Here is a 15,132-nt window from a genome sequence, read left to right as displayed (position 1 = left end):
AGGATGACAAAGGGGAGGTTAGTGCTTCAGTTAATTTCCAATAAGGATTTCACCCATCCTGTTTTGCCGCAGTTATCGAAAATCAGCCTGAAAATGGAAACTCCTGGTAGAACTTCCAGGGGCCGCCTACATATTCCCAGAGCGCGACGCCAGTGCCGGTGATCTCAAACGGCTGGAACGTACTTCGTAAGTCGTTCTCCAGCGCTTTGGCTACCTCGGGCTTTACTTTGTTATGAACCGTGATGTGCGGGCGCAGTTTCTGTTTGTCTTGCGGCGTAAGAAAAGGCTCCCATTGTTGCTGAAGGTATCGGTGCAACTGCTGTACTTCTTCACTTACAAGTCTGAAAGCTACTCCATTACCCAAGCTCATAAGATCTGTTACCTCCAAGGACATTTGCTTTTGGTTTTGGCATACGTCTGCAAGAAGTTCGGTAATCTTTTGTTCAGCCGGAGGGAGATGGTGAAACAGGGTAAGGTGTGCTTTTAGGTAATTACGTTCAGGCGGAAAGTGCTTGTCGCGGAGATTGGAAAAGAACTCAGCCGCTTCGGGGTTCAGCGTGAGCGTTAGGATGAGGGGGTTTGTGGACATAAGTTAATTTTTCTTGGAATACTCTGGAATATTTAAAAATGAGGAATTGAGTCATCCATCCTCCTAACCAAAACCCCCTAAAACTGTTTAGGAAAAGTATGTTGCAAGATCCGGTTCACATCAATACTGCGTTAAGCCATTTTCTAATGGTAGGCAGCGGCCTTTTCTGGACCATCACCTACCTCTTGATTCTACGCCGGGGCTACAAAGACAAGCTCTACGGCATGCCCATGGTGGCGCTGTGCGCCAATGTTTCCTGGGAGTTCATCTTCGCGTTTGTGTACCCGCACCCGCAGCCGCAGTTGTACATAGATTACCTGTGGCTTTTGTTTGACGTAGGCATTCTGGTGCAGTACCTCCAATACGGCCGTCGCGAGTTTCCCCGGCAACTTCCGCCGCAGTCATTCTACGGCACGTTCCTTTTTACTTTGGTGTACTGCGCGCTCGCCATCGCGTTTATGGCGCGGGAGTTTAATGACTACATCGGTATTTACGCCGCCTTTGCGCAGAACCTCATGATGTCGGTGCTGTTTGTCAGGATGTTGCTGAAACGGGAGAGTTCGGCGGGGCAATCCATGTACATTGGCCTGAGTAAACTCATCGGGACGGTCTTCCCGTCGGTTTTGTTTTACCTGTATTTCCCTAACTCGTACCTGCTCCTCTTGCTGTACTGCGGCATCTTCGTGCTGGACGTAACGTACCTGCTGCTGCTGTCTTCCAAGATGAAAGCCGAAGGCCTTCGCCCGTGGCGAAAAGTCTAAACCCAGCTTCCCGCCGCCAAGCAGTAATCCACCAGAAGCCATCGTTTTTGCCCTGTTTTCTGGAATTCAGCCTTAAAACAGAAGCGGGACAGCCCATCATCCGCCCGAATCTTCTTACTTGTCCTTCCGTTTGTAAAGGAATGTGGGCGTTGGTGTTTCGGGGTTACTTTTAGGAAAGCAGGCCTAAAACCAGTTTCCTGTTACCTTTGGTAGCAGAGGCAGTTGTCTCATTCAAGCAGAAGAAGCGCGTATGAACTATAAAGTACTAGGAACCTCAGACTTACAGGTAAGCGAAATCAGTTTTGGGTGCATGTCTTTAACTGGGTCTGAAGAGGAGAACCTCCGTTTGCTGCACCAGGCCCAGGAGGCGGGATTCAACTTCTTTGACACCGCCGACCTGTACGAGAAAGGCCGGAACGAAGAAACGGTGGGCAAAGCGTTCAAGGGAAAACGGGATCAGGTCATCATCGCCACCAAAGTAGGCAACCAGTGGCGGCCAGACGGCAGCGGCTGGGACTGGAACCCCACCAAAGCCTACCTTCTGGAAGCCGTGGAGCAGAGCCTCCGTCGGCTCCAAACCGATTACATTGACTTGTACCAACTGCATGGCGGCACCATAGAAGACCCCATAGACGAAACCATTGAAGCCTTTGAACAACTAAAGCAACAGGGCAAAATCAGGCACTACGGCATTTCGTCCATCCGGCCCAACGTGATACGCGAGTACGTGGAGCGGTCTAACCTGGTGAGCGTCATGATGCAGTACAGCCTGCTGGATCGCCGTCCCGAGGAAGAAATGCTGGATCTCCTGCACCAACACCAGATTGGGGTGCTGGCGCGGGGCAGCCTGGCCCAGGGCCTTTTACTGGGCAAGCTCCCTAAACCGTACCTCAACCACACAGCGGTAGAAGTGACCCAAACCGCCGAAGCACTCAAGGCAATTGCAGGAGAGGAAAACGCCATCCAGGCATCGGTGAGATACGTGTTGCACCATCCGGCAGTAACCTCGGCGGTGCTGGGCATCAGAACCAAGCATCACCTGGCACAAGCCTTAACCGCCGCCAATGCACCCGCGCTTTCACCAGACACCATCCGTTCTTTGCAAAGGCAAATACCGGTAACCGTGTACGAGCAACACCGGTAAGGTAGCCTGTCGCACTTGTTTTGGGGCTGATTTCAGGAAAACAGCCTCAAAAGAGAAAATCTAAAAGATAAACTCAAAACAACTTCTCTGTCTACTGAAAAATGGGAGACGCTATCTTTTCTGGGCCTTTTTAAGTACATACAATACGTCCATTCATTAAACGCTCCAAAACATGAACTATAGAACATTAGGGAAAACCGGATTCAACGTATCAGAGATATCACTGGGCACCTGGCAGGTAGGCGGCCGCTGGGGCGAGCCTTTCCACGAGCAAACCGCCGAAACCATCATAAACTCGGCCATTGACGCAGGCGTGAATTTCATTGACACCGCCGATGTGTACTCCGACGGCCTCAGCGAGGCCGCCGTAGCCAAAGTAGTCAAAAGCCGCAGCGAAGAGGTTTTTGTCGCCACCAAATGCGGACGCCAGATCCAGCCGCATGTCCCTCAGGGGTATTCCCCTGAAAAACTGACTGGCTACGTAGAGCAGAGCCTCCGCAACATGAAGCTGGAAACCATAGACTTGATCCAGTTGCACTGCCCACCCACCGAAGTGTACACCCGCCCCGAGATCTTCGGGGTGTTTGACCGGTTGAAGGAGCAGGGCAAAATCAGGAACCTGGGCGTGAGCGTAGAATTGGTAGACGAGGCCCTCATGGCCATGCGCTACCCCAACGTGACCACCGTGCAGGTTATCTTCAACATGTTCCGGCTAAAGCCGAGTGAGCAGTTGTTCTCTACCGCCAAAGAAAACAACGTGGGCCTCATTGTGCGGGTGCCCCTCGCCAGCGGCTTGCTCACCGGTAAAATGTCGCACCAGACCACGTTCAATCCCGAGGATCACCGCGCGTTCAACCGCAACGGCGAGGCCTTTGACAAAGGCGAAACCTTCTCCGGCGTAGACTTTGACCTGGGCCTGGAGGCCGTGGAAGAACTAAAAAGACTTTTCCCGGGGCAGGAACCGTTAGCGCCCTGGGCACTGCGTTGGGTGCTCATGTTCCCCGAGGTAAGTACGGTGATTCCGGGTGCTTCCCGGCCCGAGCAAGTGAGCGCCAACCTGGCCGCCGCCGCTTTGCCTACGCTAAGCCCAGCGCAAATGGAAGGTGTCCGCAGAATCTACGACCAGTACATCAGACCCACCGTGCATCAGCAGTGGTAGAGCAGAGGCAAGGCTTTTTCAGGTATTTTCCTTTTTTAGGCTAAAAACAGCCCGCTGAAACAAGGTGGTACACCGCAGCGGCAGAAAAGCAAAAGGCGGAAAAAACAAAAAGGGGGCGTCCCCCGATGCCCCCTTTCTAACATAAGTAAAACCTGTGATGAAGCCTGTTTCTAACTCCATCTGTCTGCAAAGTACTGTTTTTAAGTAGTCATAAAAAATACTTAAAAATAGGTATTTATGTACTCCCATTTATTCCACAGAGAAGCGGAAAAACATGTACACCAGAGAACAAGCCTCGCAACTAAGACAAGCCTTTTGGACAACCTTTGGCCAGTACATTGCACCCCATCCTTCGGCGGAAGGGTTGAAAATCAACTGGTCAAACTACAAGACGGGCCTCAAGTACGTGTATTTCAGAATGCGGGCCGAAACCAGGAACGCGTCCATCGGCATTGAGTTAACGCACCCCGACCCCGACCTGCAGGAGCTTTTCTTTGAGCAGTTCCTGGAGCTGAAAACCTATCTGCACGAGACGCTAGGAGAGGAATGGGCGTGGGAATTGCACACCACCAATGAATTCGGCGAAACCGTCAGCCGCATCTACAAAGAGCTTGGCCCCGTCAACGTGTTCAACCGTGAAGACTGGCCCGCGCTCATCTCCTTCTTCAAACCCCGCATTATCGCCCTGGATCAATTCTGGAGCGATGCCCAGTACAGTTTTGAGTCATTGAAATAAAGAGTTGGCAGGAAGTGATTTGTTGGTGTTGAGTTGTGTAAAGGCTTTCAGATGATGGCGCTTCGTTTAAAGCCGCAGGTACCCACCCGCACCTCAGAGGCGAGCGAGTCTTCATTGCTTTAGAAGAACGATCAGTTCCTTAGCAGGGCTTTCTTCACCAAAGGGGCTTTTCCTCGCCGTTCTCCTGGTCTGGCTGGCGGTAAAAGCCAGAGCCGTCGTGCAGGGGAGTGCCTTTTCCTTCTAAGTGATTCTGTAGATCCTGGTGCATTTTAAGCTGATCCAGGTGCAGGAATTCTTTCCATAGAACCTGGTCATTCAGCGTGAGGCTCTCCACAATTTCCTTTAACTGTAAGCTGTTTCCCTGGGCTACCTGGTTCTGCAGGTGCGGGTCTGTCGTTAACTGGTGCTGGATTCTATCCCTGAAATAGCCATTCAGTTCGCGGTGACGCGCGGCATCATACGTTGTATTTTCCATTATTTTCTCCGGTTAGTATTGCCCTCTTTATACGGAAACAGGCCAGTAAGCAGGGGATTCTAGCACTTGTTTTTAGGCTGATTTCTCTAAAACAGGGCTAAAACAAGGTTACGTTGATTTGCCTCTGCCCAGCCCTGCAGCAGAACAGGCCCGGCTAAGAAAGCAAGGTGAGGGGAAAAGCGGTTCCTTCGGCAAACGTGTCCTGCTCCGCCGGAAAACTCAATAGGCCATCTGCGTCCAGAAGACTGGTCAAATCCCCAGATCCGGTGGTGGCGATGGGAGTCGCTTTCAACGTGCCGTTAACGTTTTGCAGCTTCACCGGCACGTGATACGTGAGGGCTGGTTTAAACGTGATCGGCTGAGTTAATTGGGCTTGGGTTTCTACCTGGGGTAGTTTCAGAGAAGCCCTCAGCCAGGGCCGGAAGAAAAGCTGGTAGCAAACGAACGTAGAGACCGGATTTCCCGGCAGGCCGAACACCACCTTCTGCTCTGGCAGCATCCCAAACAGCATGGGCTTGCCCGGTTTTTGGGCTATTTTATGGAAAACAGCCCAAAAACCCAATTCTTCCAACACCTGCGGCAGAAAATCGAACTTCCCTTTAGACACGGCCCCTGACAAAATCAAAACGTCATGGTCGGCAATGATGGAAGCCAGACGTTGCCGCATGATCTCGGGCTCATCCGGTAGGTGAAAAAGGGCTGCCTGAATGTTTTCCTGCCGCAAGGCGGCGGCCAGCATAAACGCGTTGGATCTCCTGATCTGGTGCGGGAGGGGACTTGCGTGTACTTCAACCAGTTCATCGCCGGTGGAGCAGACGGCCACTTTGGGGACTTGGTACACCTTCACTTTTCCTAGACCTACCGAAGCCAAGGTGCCTATGATAGCGGGAGTGATAACAACACCTGAAGTTAGCAACACCTCACCGGCTTTCTTGTCTGAACCTTGCCGATGGATGTTCTGCCCAGATACTACTTGTTCTAGCAGCACGCTGGCTACGTTGTTCTGTAGGTCGCAATCTTCGTACCGCACCACCGCATCTGTGTTTAGGGGGAGCATGGCCCCGGTCATCACTTCCAGGCAGTGCCCGGCTTGGGATAAGGAGGTCTGCGGAGAACCGGCGGCCTGGATCTGTGCAACGGGAAAAGACCGGGTGCCGGATGCGAAATCTTGGGTGTTGATGGCAATTCCGTCCATGGTGACCCGGTCAAAAGGGGGGAAATCCCGATCAGCGATGACTTCCTGCGCCAGCACCCGGCCCACCGATTGGAGCAAATCCACTTCTTCAATGGCCAGTTCTGCTTTGTGTTGCAACACCCGTTGTAAGGCTTCCGCTACTGATATCATGCCGCTAAAGATAACTGATGACCAGCCTCAAGCCGATGCACAAAACGAAAACACCCGTTAAGCCTTTTACTGCCTGGGGCTTGATCTTCTTCAAACTCACCCGCGTGCCCACCTGTCCGCCCAGGAAAACGGCCAGCAGCAAGGGCAGCAACAGCGAAACATCTACCTTGAAATTACCTCCGGCCACTTGCCCCAGTAAACCCGCTACCGAGTTCACCAGAATGAAAAAGGAAGCCAGAGCCGCAATGGTTCGGCCATCGGCCCACCGTAGCAGGTGCAACACCGGCGAAAGCAGAATCCCGCCGCCAATACCCACCAAGCCCGACACCAAACCGGAACTGACACCTAATGAAAAGTTGAAAAAGCGGGAGTGATGCCTATACAGAATACCTTTAGCAACGGGTTGCGTGAAAAACTGCAGGATCAGCAACGCCCCCGAAAACGCCAGCACCGCTCCCAGGCAAATAAAGAAAACCGCCTGGGAAAGGGCGAAGGTAGCTCCCAGAAAGGCGGCGGGAACACTGCAGATGGCCAAGGGTAAAAACTTCTTCGCGTCAAAAATACCTTCTTTGATGAACAGGTAAGTGCTGCCGGTGACCACCACCAAATTGCAAAGCAGGGCCGTAGATTTAATTTCCAGAAAATTGGGCAGAAACAGCGCCAGCAAAGCCAAATAGCTGGAACCGCCGCCAAACCCCACCGACGAATACAGTGTGGCGATAACGAAGAAACTGAGAATAAGTAACAGCAGGTTTACCTCCAGACCCATCATTGCACGACCAGCTTATTGGGTAATTGGCTCAACCAGGCCTCCATGCCGCCCGCTAAACTATAGACTTCGGCGCTGTTTTCCTTCTCTAACAGCATTTCGGCGGCTTTTTGGCTCCGGCTTCCTTTCTGGCAAATGGTAACAATAGGCAGGTGCTGCGGCAATTGGTCTATCTGGTTCCTGAACACCGACAAGGGCGTCAGCAGCGATTTCTGCAGGTGCCCTTTCACATACTCGTCCTGTTCCCGTACATCCAGCAACAGAAGTTTCTTTCCTTCCTTAACCCATTCATACAGTTCCTTGGCCGAAACCTCTGGTACCGTTGAGCAACTGGCCACCGCGTACGAGATTTGCAGGCTGGTGATGTTCTGGTTCTCGGGATTGGCCTTCAGCTTGATCTTGTATTGGCTTTGGTTTAGAAAATCCAGCATAAGCAGGTACCCGGAAAGAGATTTCCCAATTCCCGTTAACACTTTCACCGCTTCCAGCGCTTGTTGGCAGCCAATCAGGCCGGGCACTACGCCCAGCACACCGGCAGTATTGCAGTCCGGGATTTCCTGCGCCGAGGGCGGAGTAGGATAGAGGCATCGGTACGTGGGGCCACCTTGCCAGTTGAACACGCTCACCTGTCCTTCAAACTGGTGCAGGGCCCCGTACACAAATGGCTTACCCAACAGCACGCAGGCATCATTGATGAGGTAACGGGCTTCAAAATTATCGGTGGCATCAATCACCAAGTCATAGTTTGCCAAGATACCCAGTGCATTCTGCGGGGTGAGGTGCGTGTGATAAGGGATAAGCTGAATTTCGGGATTGAGCTGCGCCAGCTTTTGCGCCGCTACCTCCACTTTCAGCTGTCCCACCTCGGCGGTATTGTATAGCACTTGGCGGTGCAGGTTAGTCAGGCTAATCTGGTCGCCGTCTATTATGCCCAGCTTGCCTACGCCCATACCGGCCAGGTATTGCAGCACGGGAACTCCCAGGCCTCCGGCACCCACTACCAACACTTTGGCGTTTTGAAGCTTCTTTTGTGATTCGGCCCCAAAACCCGGCAGTTGCAATTGGCGGCTATAACGGTTTTCCATGGTTCAGTTTTTGGAAAGATTCACCTATTTCTTTAGTGTGCTGCAAGGATGTCTGATTTACCACCCGTCTTTTCTACCAACCGAATGTCTGATAGCACAATGTCATGGGTGAGTGCCTTGCACATATCATAGATGCACAACGCCGCCGCCGATACGCCCGTCAGAGCCTCCATCTCCACGCCCGTTTTGCCTTCGCAGCGCACCAGGCACGTTACCTTTAACGATGCGTTAGGAGCGGCTTCAATGTCAATCTTACAGGTGGACAGCGCCAGGGGGTGGCACAGCGGAATAATGTCTGCCGTTTTCTTGGCGGCCATTACCCCCGCAATAATGGCGGTCTGAAATACGGCCCCTTTTTTGGTTAGGAAGTTCTGACCTGCCAACTGCTCATAAACGGCTTCGGGGAAACGAACAATGCCTTCGGCTACGGCCGTTCTGGTCGTCACCGCTTTAAGTGACACATCTACCATGCTGGGCTGGCCCTGTTCATTAATATGTGAAAGTGAACTCATGCTTCTCTCTATGTAATACCTGTTTATGCGCTGTTTTCAGGATTTTGACTTTGAAACAGGAACTCGCATTCATTGTTATTCCCAGCTGGCGCGAGTCTCTGACTACCCTCGCTGTGCAACAGCGAAACCGGGATTGCAGCTAATCAAAGCTGCTATTCTGTTACCCGCTTTTCACCACCCGCCTTTTGGGCACTCCTCCTAAACTAGGAGGGGAGTTTTTGTCTGCCAGCGCTGTACCGCTCGCTCAAAAGACCTAGTAGCGTCTGGAAGACCTGTGAGCGTCTGTGCAAATAACTTTTCCGTTACGCCAATCAGGAGATTGGCTATCCGGCTAGTGCGTAGAGCGCTGACGCTAACTCTACGCACAGCAATAAACATATGCTTTCGGCAAACCCCAGCTTATCCCCCCAACACCGACATGGATTCATGTTTGGAAGGCGTATAACTCGCTTCAGCGGCGAAACCGTCTTTTTCCCGGTTGCTCACAGCTCCCAAGATTGCCTGTTCAACTTGCTCTGATGAGGCTCCAAGGCGTATCAAGTCGCGGAGGTTGGTAACGGGGGGGCCGTAGAGGCAGGTGCGTAGTTCACCCGTAGCCCCCAGCCTGATGCGGTTACAGGTGCCGCAGAAGGTTCTGCTGAAAGACGGAATAATGCCGAAGGAACCTTTGTAGCCCGGCACTTGGTAATTGACCGAGGTAGAGGTAGGTTCGCTCTGCAGTTTCTCCAGAACGGGGTATTGGTCTTGGATGTGCCGGTAAATCTCGCGGTGGCTCCATTGCGGGAGTTGAAACGTATCACTGCCGTTGAAGGGCATCTCTTCCAGAAACCGGACGGCCAAGGCGTGGTCTTTCGTCAGTTCCACGAAGGGGAGGATGTCCTGGATGTTTTTGTTTTCGGCCACCACGCAGTTCAGTTTGATGTCAAAACCACTATCAATCAGCTGAAAGATGCTGGCGTACACGTCCTCAAACTTGTCGCGGCGGGTGATTTTGAAGAATCGTTCCCGGTCTAAGGAGTCCAGGCTGATGTTGATTTTCCGGATGCCTATTTCCTGGAGGGCTTCAATTTGGGGTTTGGTGAGCGACCCGTTGCTGGTGACGGTGATTTCCTCCAGACCGGGCAGTTTGCTCAACTTCCGCAGAAACGGGATAATTCCGGCCCGCACGAACGGCTCGCCGCCCGTAATCCGGATCTTGTTTACGCCTAAATCGCAGAAAACAGCCGATAAACGGTACAGTTCCTCAAAGGACAGCAGCTCCTGGCGCGCGGCGAAATCCATTCCTTCCTCGGGCATGCAGTAGTAGCACCTGAAATTACACCGGTCAGTGACCGAGAGCCGCAGGTACGTTAATTGCCGGCCGTATTTATCTATCAACTGGGATTTACTCATTTGGGGCTTAGGGGTGGGCATTGACCCACACGCTGTTGTCTTCGTAAAATTCTTTTTTCCAGATGGGCACCGTCTTCTTCAGTTCATCAATGAGAAAACGGCAAGCCGAAAAAGCGGCATCGCGGTGCGCCGAGGCCACCCCGATAATCACCACCGGTTCGCCCACCAGTTTCTCGCCCACGGCGTGCAGCATGACCAGTTTCTCAAGGGGCCACTGTTGTTGGGCGGCTTCGGCAATTTTCTGCATTTCTTTGAGGGCCATGGGCGCGTAGGCTTCAAACACCAGTTTTACCACCTTTTTTCCCTTGGCATGGTCACGCACGGTACCCACAAACAAGTCAATGCCGCCCGCGCCTGGTGCCTGTAAGTACTGGTACGCTTCGTTTAGGTCAACGTCTGTAACAATCTTGATTACCATAGGTTATCTTTACCCTCCGCTTACCGGTGGAATCAGCGCCACTTCCTGGCCAGGGGCGAGGGGATGCGCGTCATCGGCGTATTCACTGTCTACGGCAATGGCCAGAGAGCTTAGTTTTTTAATAGCGGGGTAACGGTCGGCAAGCCAGTTTTTCAGTTGCCCAACCGTCTCCAGCGGCTGTTCTGGTTCTACCGTCAGGGTTGACCCTCCCACAATTTCCCGGGTTATCCCAAACAGGAGTATTTCCATCGTTCTGTTCTTTCGTTTTTATCGGCCTACCACACTGTAGGCCTGCACCATTGAACCCGTTTAGAGTTCTTTATGCACAAGCTTCATAGCAATTTCTCTGCCGCAAGCATCCGCTTGTACTCCGTTTTTAGGCTACTTTTACGAAAACAGGCCAAAAACAAGAGGTTTATTCGGCACTGCCGCAAGCATTCGCTTGCACCCCGTTTCTGGGCTACTTTTATGAAAACAGGCGTAAAACCCTAAACGGCTTCATTGTATAAATCTACTTTTCTTTTAGGCAATGACCAAAGAAGTGTTGCGTTTAAGGGCTGTTTTCGTGAAAACGGCCCCTAAACGTTTATAGTAACTTATCTAACGTAATAGGCAGTTCTCTTATGCGTTTGCCGGTGGCATGGAAGACGGCATTGACAATAGCCGGGGCGATGCTCACAATTCCAATCTCGCCCAAACCCTTCGCACCTATGGGGTTTACAATCTCGTCTTTCTCTTCCACAAAGATTACGTCTGTTTCATGGATATCGGCTGAGACGGGTACGTGGTATTTGTCCAGGTCGTGGTTCATGAAGCGGCCCAGGCGGTGATCCATTACGGTGTGTTCCTGCAAGGCGGCGCCAATTCCCCAGACGGAACCGCCTAATATCTGGCTGCGGCCTGTTTTAGGGTTGATGATGCGGCCTGCGGCTATGGCACTTACCATACGCGTAACTTTCACGGTGCCCAGGTCTTCATCTACCATCACCTCCACAAACGTAGCGGAGTGGGAGTAGCTGGAATAGTTTTTCTGATTCTTGTCCGGCTTCTGGGAGGCTTCCGCTACCAGGGGTTGTCCCTCGTTCTGCTGCACTGCCTCCAGAATGGAAATGGATTGCGCCGGAGCCTGGGTTAAAAACATTCTTCCTTCGGCAAACGAAACATCTTCAGGGTTGGCATCTTTAAACGGAGAGTTCTCCATTTTACGGGCCTGTTCCAGAAGCTGCTCCTGCAATTTTTCGCACACCAGTTTCACGGCGGAGCCTACGGAGGAAACGGTCCAGGAACCACCTTCCAGCGGAGACTTGGGCAGGGTGGAATCTCCCAGTTTGAACGTGACCTCTTCCAGCGGAAGTCCCATGGTTTCGGCGGCAATCTGGGACATGACGGTGTAGGTACCCGTCCCGATGTCGGCGGTGGCGCAGGAGACGGTGAGTTTCCCGTCCGGACTGAAGACGGCTTTGGCGGCGGCTTCCTGTTGTTTGGCTTCCCACGCGCCGTTGGCCATGCCCCAGCCAATCAGCTGGTGGCCTTCTTTCATGGAGCGGGGCTCCATCTTCCGTTTAGACCAGCCAAACCTTTCGGCCCCCTGCCGGTAACATTCCTTCAGTTCCTTGCTGGAGTAGGGCTTGCCTTTGTTCTGGTCGGTGTTGGTGTAGTTTTTGAGGCGGAACTCCAGCGGGTCTATTCCTAGTTGGTAGGCCATCTCGTCAATGGCTACTTCCAGCGCGAATGTTCCGGTAACCCCGCCGGGAGCGCGCATGTCCAGCGGCGTGAACACATCCAGGTCTACCAGTTGATGGCTTACTTTCACGTTTTCGCAGTCGTACAACACACCGGGCCAGATGACCACATCTTCGTTGTAATCTTCAAAACGCGAGGTCTCCGCGATGGCGTCATGCTTCACCGCCTCCAGTTCGCCTTCGGCCGAAGCACCCAGCGCCAGCCGCTGCACGGTGGCGGGCCGGTGCCCGAAGGAGAACATCTGCTGCCGCGTAAGTCCTACTTTCACGGCTCTTTTCAGTTCCCTTGCCGCCAGCACCGCCAGAAACAACTGGTACTGCGGGCGTAAACCCGAGCCAAAAGCACCCCCCACGAAGGGCGAAAGCACCTGCACATCTTCCTGCGGAATCCCGAAGGCGGTGGAGATATATTTCTGGCTGTTCTGTACCCCCTGGATTTTGTCATAGATGGTCATTTTGCCGTCTTCGTGCCAAATGGCAATAGAGGCGTGCATCTCCATGGGGTTGTGGTGGTGGGCCGGGTGCGCGTAGGCTTCCTCTACTTTGAAAGTGGCCTGGGCAAAAGCAGTATCCGCATCGCCGCGCGGGTCTGTGGGAGGAGGAGATTTATACTTCTTCGGGGTATAGGCTCTGGGAAGGTTGGATTCCAGGTCTGTTTCGTGCGGCTGTGCCTCATACTCCACTTTCACCAGCAGGGCCGCATACCGCGCCAGTTCAAAGCTTTCGGCCACCACCAAGGCGACAGGCTGCATGCTGAACAGAATCTGGTTGTTGTAAAATGGCCTGAACGGTGAGCCCGGCGGGGCGTCTTCATCCATGTAATGACTATCCAACCAAGTGTAGCCCGGGCGGTTCTCATGCGTGAACACCTGCACCACTCCGGCTAGCTGCAAAGCCGCGGAGGTGTCAATGCTTTTGATGGTGCCTTTCGCGATGGCGCTGTTCACCACCACGCCATGCAACAGGTTAGGAACATTGAACTCCGCGGCGTACTTCGCCTCGCCGGTTACTTTCGCCCGCCCGTCTACGCGGTTGGCCGGCTTTCCTGTATAGTTCTCTTTCATGCTATCGCCTCCATTTTAGTGGCTTGCTCCAGCGCGCGTACAATGGCGCGGTTGGCCAGTTCAATCTTGAATGTGTTGTCTTTGTAGCCTTTGGCCCCTTGCAGGTACGCTTCTGCCACTTTCCTGAAATTCTCTCTGGTGGCGGGTTGCCCTTGCAGCAAAGCTTCGGCCTCTGGTACGCGCCAGGGTTTGTGCGCCACTCCGCCCAAGGCAATGCGGGCTTCTTTGATGGAATCACCGTCCAAATCAAGCGCCGCCGCGACGGATACTAAAGCAAAGGCATAGGAGGCACGGTCTCTCAGTTTGAGGTACGTGTAATGCTGCGCGAAGCCTTTGGCCGGTAACTCAATGGCCGTGATGATTTCATCTGGCTGAAGGTTGGTGTCTAGGTGCGGGGTATCGCCGGGGAGCCGGTGAAAATCTGCGAACGGAATAGCTCTGTCGCCGTTTTTGCCGGTCACGTGCACCGTAGCTTCCAAGGCTGCCAAGGCCACCGCCATGTCAGACGGGTGCGTGGCAATGCAATGTTCGCTGGTGCCCAGAATGGCCAAATCTCGGTTATAGCCGTTAATGGCCGAACAGCCCGAGCCGGGTTCGCGTTTGTTGCAGGGCGTGTGCGTGTCATAGAAATAATAGCAGCGGGTACGTTGCAGGAGATTACCTCCATCGGTAGCCATGTTGCGCAACTGGGCGGTGGCTCCGGCCAGAATGGCGTGGGAGAGCAGCGGATAGCGGGCTTCCACCAGCGGATGGTAGGCGGTATCTGCGTTCTTGGCTAACGCTCCCAGCCGTAATCCGCCCTGCTCGGTTTCTTCAATGGTGTCCAAGGCAATCTGCGTGATGTCCACCAAATGGCTGGGGCGCATCACGTCAATTTTCATCAAATCCAGCAGATTGGTGCCTCCTGCGATGAATTTGGCTCCGTCAGAAGAGACTTCTTGCACGGCGGTGGCTATATCTGGGGCTTGGGTAAACGTAAATGGTCTCATAGGCCGGTATTCCTTTCCAGCGCTTCCTGCGCCACTTGTACAATGTTCGCGTACGCGCCGCAACGGCAGACATTGCCGCTCATCAGGTCTTTGATGTCGTCCAGCGTCTTGGCCTTTCCTTCGTTTACCAGGCCAATCACCGAGCAGATTTGCCCCGGCGTGCAATACCCGCACTGAAAGGCATCATGGTCAATGAAAGCCTGTTGCACCGGGTGCAACTCGCCATTCTTGGCTAAGCCTTCAATGGTGGTGATTTCTTTGTTTTCCTGCATTACGGCCAGGGTGAGGCAGGAATTGATGCGCTTGCCGTCCAGCAGAATAGTACAGGCCCCGCACTGACCGTGGTCGCAGCCTTTTTTGGTACCCGTTAGCTGGAGGTGTTCCCGCAAGGCATCCAGCACCGATGTCCAGGGGGCGATTTGCAATTGGTGACTGGTGCCGTTCACCCGTAAGGTGACGGTTCTGGTCTCGGGCAACGTGGGCCTTTGGGCCGCGGCGGTGCCGGGAGCGTTTTCTGGGCTCATGGAAATTCCGGTTGAACGGGTGAAACAATCTTTTTAAAGGACAAGTCTGCCTTCTCTGATGAATCCGGTTGACCTGTTATGTGGCTTCCTACACGGGCTACTGGTTCGCCTATCCAACCGCACCTGCAAGTACCTGTGCACTTGCAGTTATGGGGTTTACGGGTTCTCTCTACTTTCTGTTAGACAGAAAAGGGGTACAAATGGATACCTTAGAAACAGCAGAGCCGTTTTTGGCCTGTTTTTCCGAAAAGGCACCAATATCACTTCCATTTTCCTCTGCCGAGAGTGACTGATAATGCCCGAAATATTCTGCATGAGATTGTATTGGTAACGGATGTTCCGCCTTACTGCTGATGGCTCCCGGCGAGTCTGGAGACTCGCTTCATCCTAAGCCACGAGACTGGAGTCTCGCGCCAGCTGGTTTAAAC

General features: G+C 53.2%; 16 protein-coding genes. 4 read left to right on the top strand and 12 right to left on the bottom strand.

Annotated features, from left to right (window positions below; genetic code table 11):
- Positions 1 to 82: 82 nt before the first annotated feature.
- Entirely contained in the window at positions 83 to 589 is a 507-nt protein-coding gene (locus tag HHO50_RS12320) for a 2'-5' RNA ligase family protein (RefSeq protein ID WP_181306357.1), read from the bottom strand.
- 98 nt (positions 590 to 687) lie between these two features.
- Between HHO50_RS12320 and HHO50_RS12315 the strand changes: the two genes are divergently transcribed.
- The 4 genes from HHO50_RS12315 to HHO50_RS12300 all read left to right on the top strand — a co-directional run bounded on the left by HHO50_RS12315 (position 688) and on the right by HHO50_RS12300 (position 4,389).
- Complete coding sequence (locus HHO50_RS12315; protein ID WP_181306356.1) at positions 688 to 1,350, top strand: hypothetical protein; 663 nt, start codon at positions 688 to 690, stop codon at positions 1,348 to 1,350.
- A 250-nt stretch (positions 1,351 to 1,600) separates the two neighbouring features.
- Complete coding sequence (locus HHO50_RS12310) at positions 1,601 to 2,494, top strand: aldo/keto reductase (RefSeq protein ID WP_181306355.1); 894 nt, start codon at positions 1,601 to 1,603, stop codon at positions 2,492 to 2,494.
- 172 nt (positions 2,495 to 2,666) lie between these two features.
- Positions 2,667 to 3,653 carry an aldo/keto reductase gene (locus tag HHO50_RS12305; protein WP_181306354.1) on the top strand — a complete coding sequence of 329 codons (987 nt, stop codon included), beginning with the start codon at positions 2,667 to 2,669 and terminating at the stop codon, positions 3,651 to 3,653.
- Positions 3,654 to 3,927: 274 nt separating this feature from the next.
- Positions 3,928 to 4,389 carry a DUF4268 domain-containing protein gene (locus HHO50_RS12300; RefSeq protein ID WP_181306353.1) on the top strand — a complete coding sequence of 154 codons (462 nt, stop codon included), beginning with the start codon at positions 3,928 to 3,930 and terminating at the stop codon, positions 4,387 to 4,389.
- A 154-nt stretch (positions 4,390 to 4,543) separates the two neighbouring features.
- Here HHO50_RS12300 and HHO50_RS12295 read toward each other — a convergent pair whose 3' ends face one another.
- The 11 genes from HHO50_RS12295 to HHO50_RS12245 all read right to left on the bottom strand — a co-directional run bounded on the left by HHO50_RS12295 (position 4,544) and on the right by HHO50_RS12245 (position 14,704).
- Positions 4,544 to 4,864 carry a hypothetical protein gene (locus HHO50_RS12295; RefSeq protein WP_181306352.1) on the bottom strand — a complete coding sequence of 107 codons (321 nt, stop codon included), beginning with the start codon at positions 4,862 to 4,864 and terminating at the stop codon, positions 4,544 to 4,546.
- A 154-nt stretch (positions 4,865 to 5,018) separates the two neighbouring features.
- The gene (glp, locus tag HHO50_RS12290) at positions 5,019 to 6,209 is read right to left on the bottom strand and encodes a gephyrin-like molybdotransferase Glp (protein ID WP_181306351.1); all 1,191 of its coding nucleotides are present in this window, start codon (positions 6,207 to 6,209) and stop codon (positions 5,019 to 5,021) included.
- A 4-nt stretch (positions 6,210 to 6,213) separates the two neighbouring features.
- Positions 6,214 to 6,981 (bottom strand): sulfite exporter TauE/SafE family protein, encoded by a 768-nt coding sequence (locus HHO50_RS12285; protein ID WP_255478715.1) that lies wholly within the window; start codon positions 6,979 to 6,981, stop codon positions 6,214 to 6,216.
- Complete coding sequence (gene moeB, locus HHO50_RS12280) at positions 6,978 to 8,063, bottom strand: HesA/MoeB/ThiF family protein (protein WP_181306350.1); 1,086 nt, start codon at positions 8,061 to 8,063, stop codon at positions 6,978 to 6,980. The genes HHO50_RS12285 and moeB overlap by 4 nt, the downstream gene beginning before the upstream one ends.
- Before the next feature lie 32 nt (positions 8,064 to 8,095).
- On the bottom strand, positions 8,096 to 8,575 hold the full coding sequence (gene moaC, locus HHO50_RS12275) for a cyclic pyranopterin monophosphate synthase MoaC (RefSeq protein ID WP_181306349.1): 480 nt from the start codon (positions 8,573 to 8,575) through the stop codon (positions 8,096 to 8,098).
- Between the two features lie 399 nt (positions 8,576 to 8,974).
- The gene (moaA, locus tag HHO50_RS12270) at positions 8,975 to 9,967 is read right to left on the bottom strand and encodes a GTP 3',8-cyclase MoaA (protein WP_181306348.1); all 993 of its coding nucleotides are present in this window, start codon (positions 9,965 to 9,967) and stop codon (positions 8,975 to 8,977) included.
- Between the two features lie 7 nt (positions 9,968 to 9,974).
- Positions 9,975 to 10,385, bottom strand: coding sequence for a molybdenum cofactor biosynthesis protein MoaE (locus tag HHO50_RS12265; protein ID WP_181306347.1), 411 nt, complete (start codon positions 10,383 to 10,385; stop codon positions 9,975 to 9,977).
- A gap of 9 nt (positions 10,386 to 10,394) precedes the next feature.
- A complete protein-coding gene (gene moaD / locus HHO50_RS12260; protein WP_181306346.1) occupies positions 10,395 to 10,634 on the bottom strand; it encodes a molybdopterin converting factor subunit 1 in 240 nt (79 codons plus the stop codon).
- A 337-nt stretch (positions 10,635 to 10,971) separates the two neighbouring features.
- Positions 10,972 to 13,191: a xanthine dehydrogenase family protein molybdopterin-binding subunit gene (locus HHO50_RS12255; RefSeq protein ID WP_181306345.1), complete on the bottom strand. Its 2,220-nt coding sequence runs from the start codon at positions 13,189 to 13,191 to the stop codon at positions 10,972 to 10,974.
- Positions 13,188 to 14,180 (bottom strand): xanthine dehydrogenase family protein subunit M, encoded by a 993-nt coding sequence (locus HHO50_RS12250; RefSeq protein WP_181306344.1) that lies wholly within the window; start codon positions 14,178 to 14,180, stop codon positions 13,188 to 13,190. Before HHO50_RS12250 ends, HHO50_RS12255 begins: the two co-directional genes overlap by 4 nt.
- Positions 14,177 to 14,704 carry a (2Fe-2S)-binding protein gene (locus HHO50_RS12245; protein ID WP_181306343.1) on the bottom strand — a complete coding sequence of 176 codons (528 nt, stop codon included), beginning with the start codon at positions 14,702 to 14,704 and terminating at the stop codon, positions 14,177 to 14,179. The genes HHO50_RS12250 and HHO50_RS12245 overlap by 4 nt, the downstream gene beginning before the upstream one ends.
- Between the last annotated feature and the right edge of the window lie 428 nt (positions 14,705 to 15,132).

It is taken from the genome of Rufibacter sp. XAAS-G3-1 (assembly GCF_013623775.1).
GTDB lineage: Bacteria > Bacteroidota > Bacteroidia > Cytophagales > Hymenobacteraceae > Nibribacter.
The sequence above is the reverse complement of the archived record's forward strand: the minus strand, read 5'-3'. Positions and strand labels throughout refer to the sequence as shown.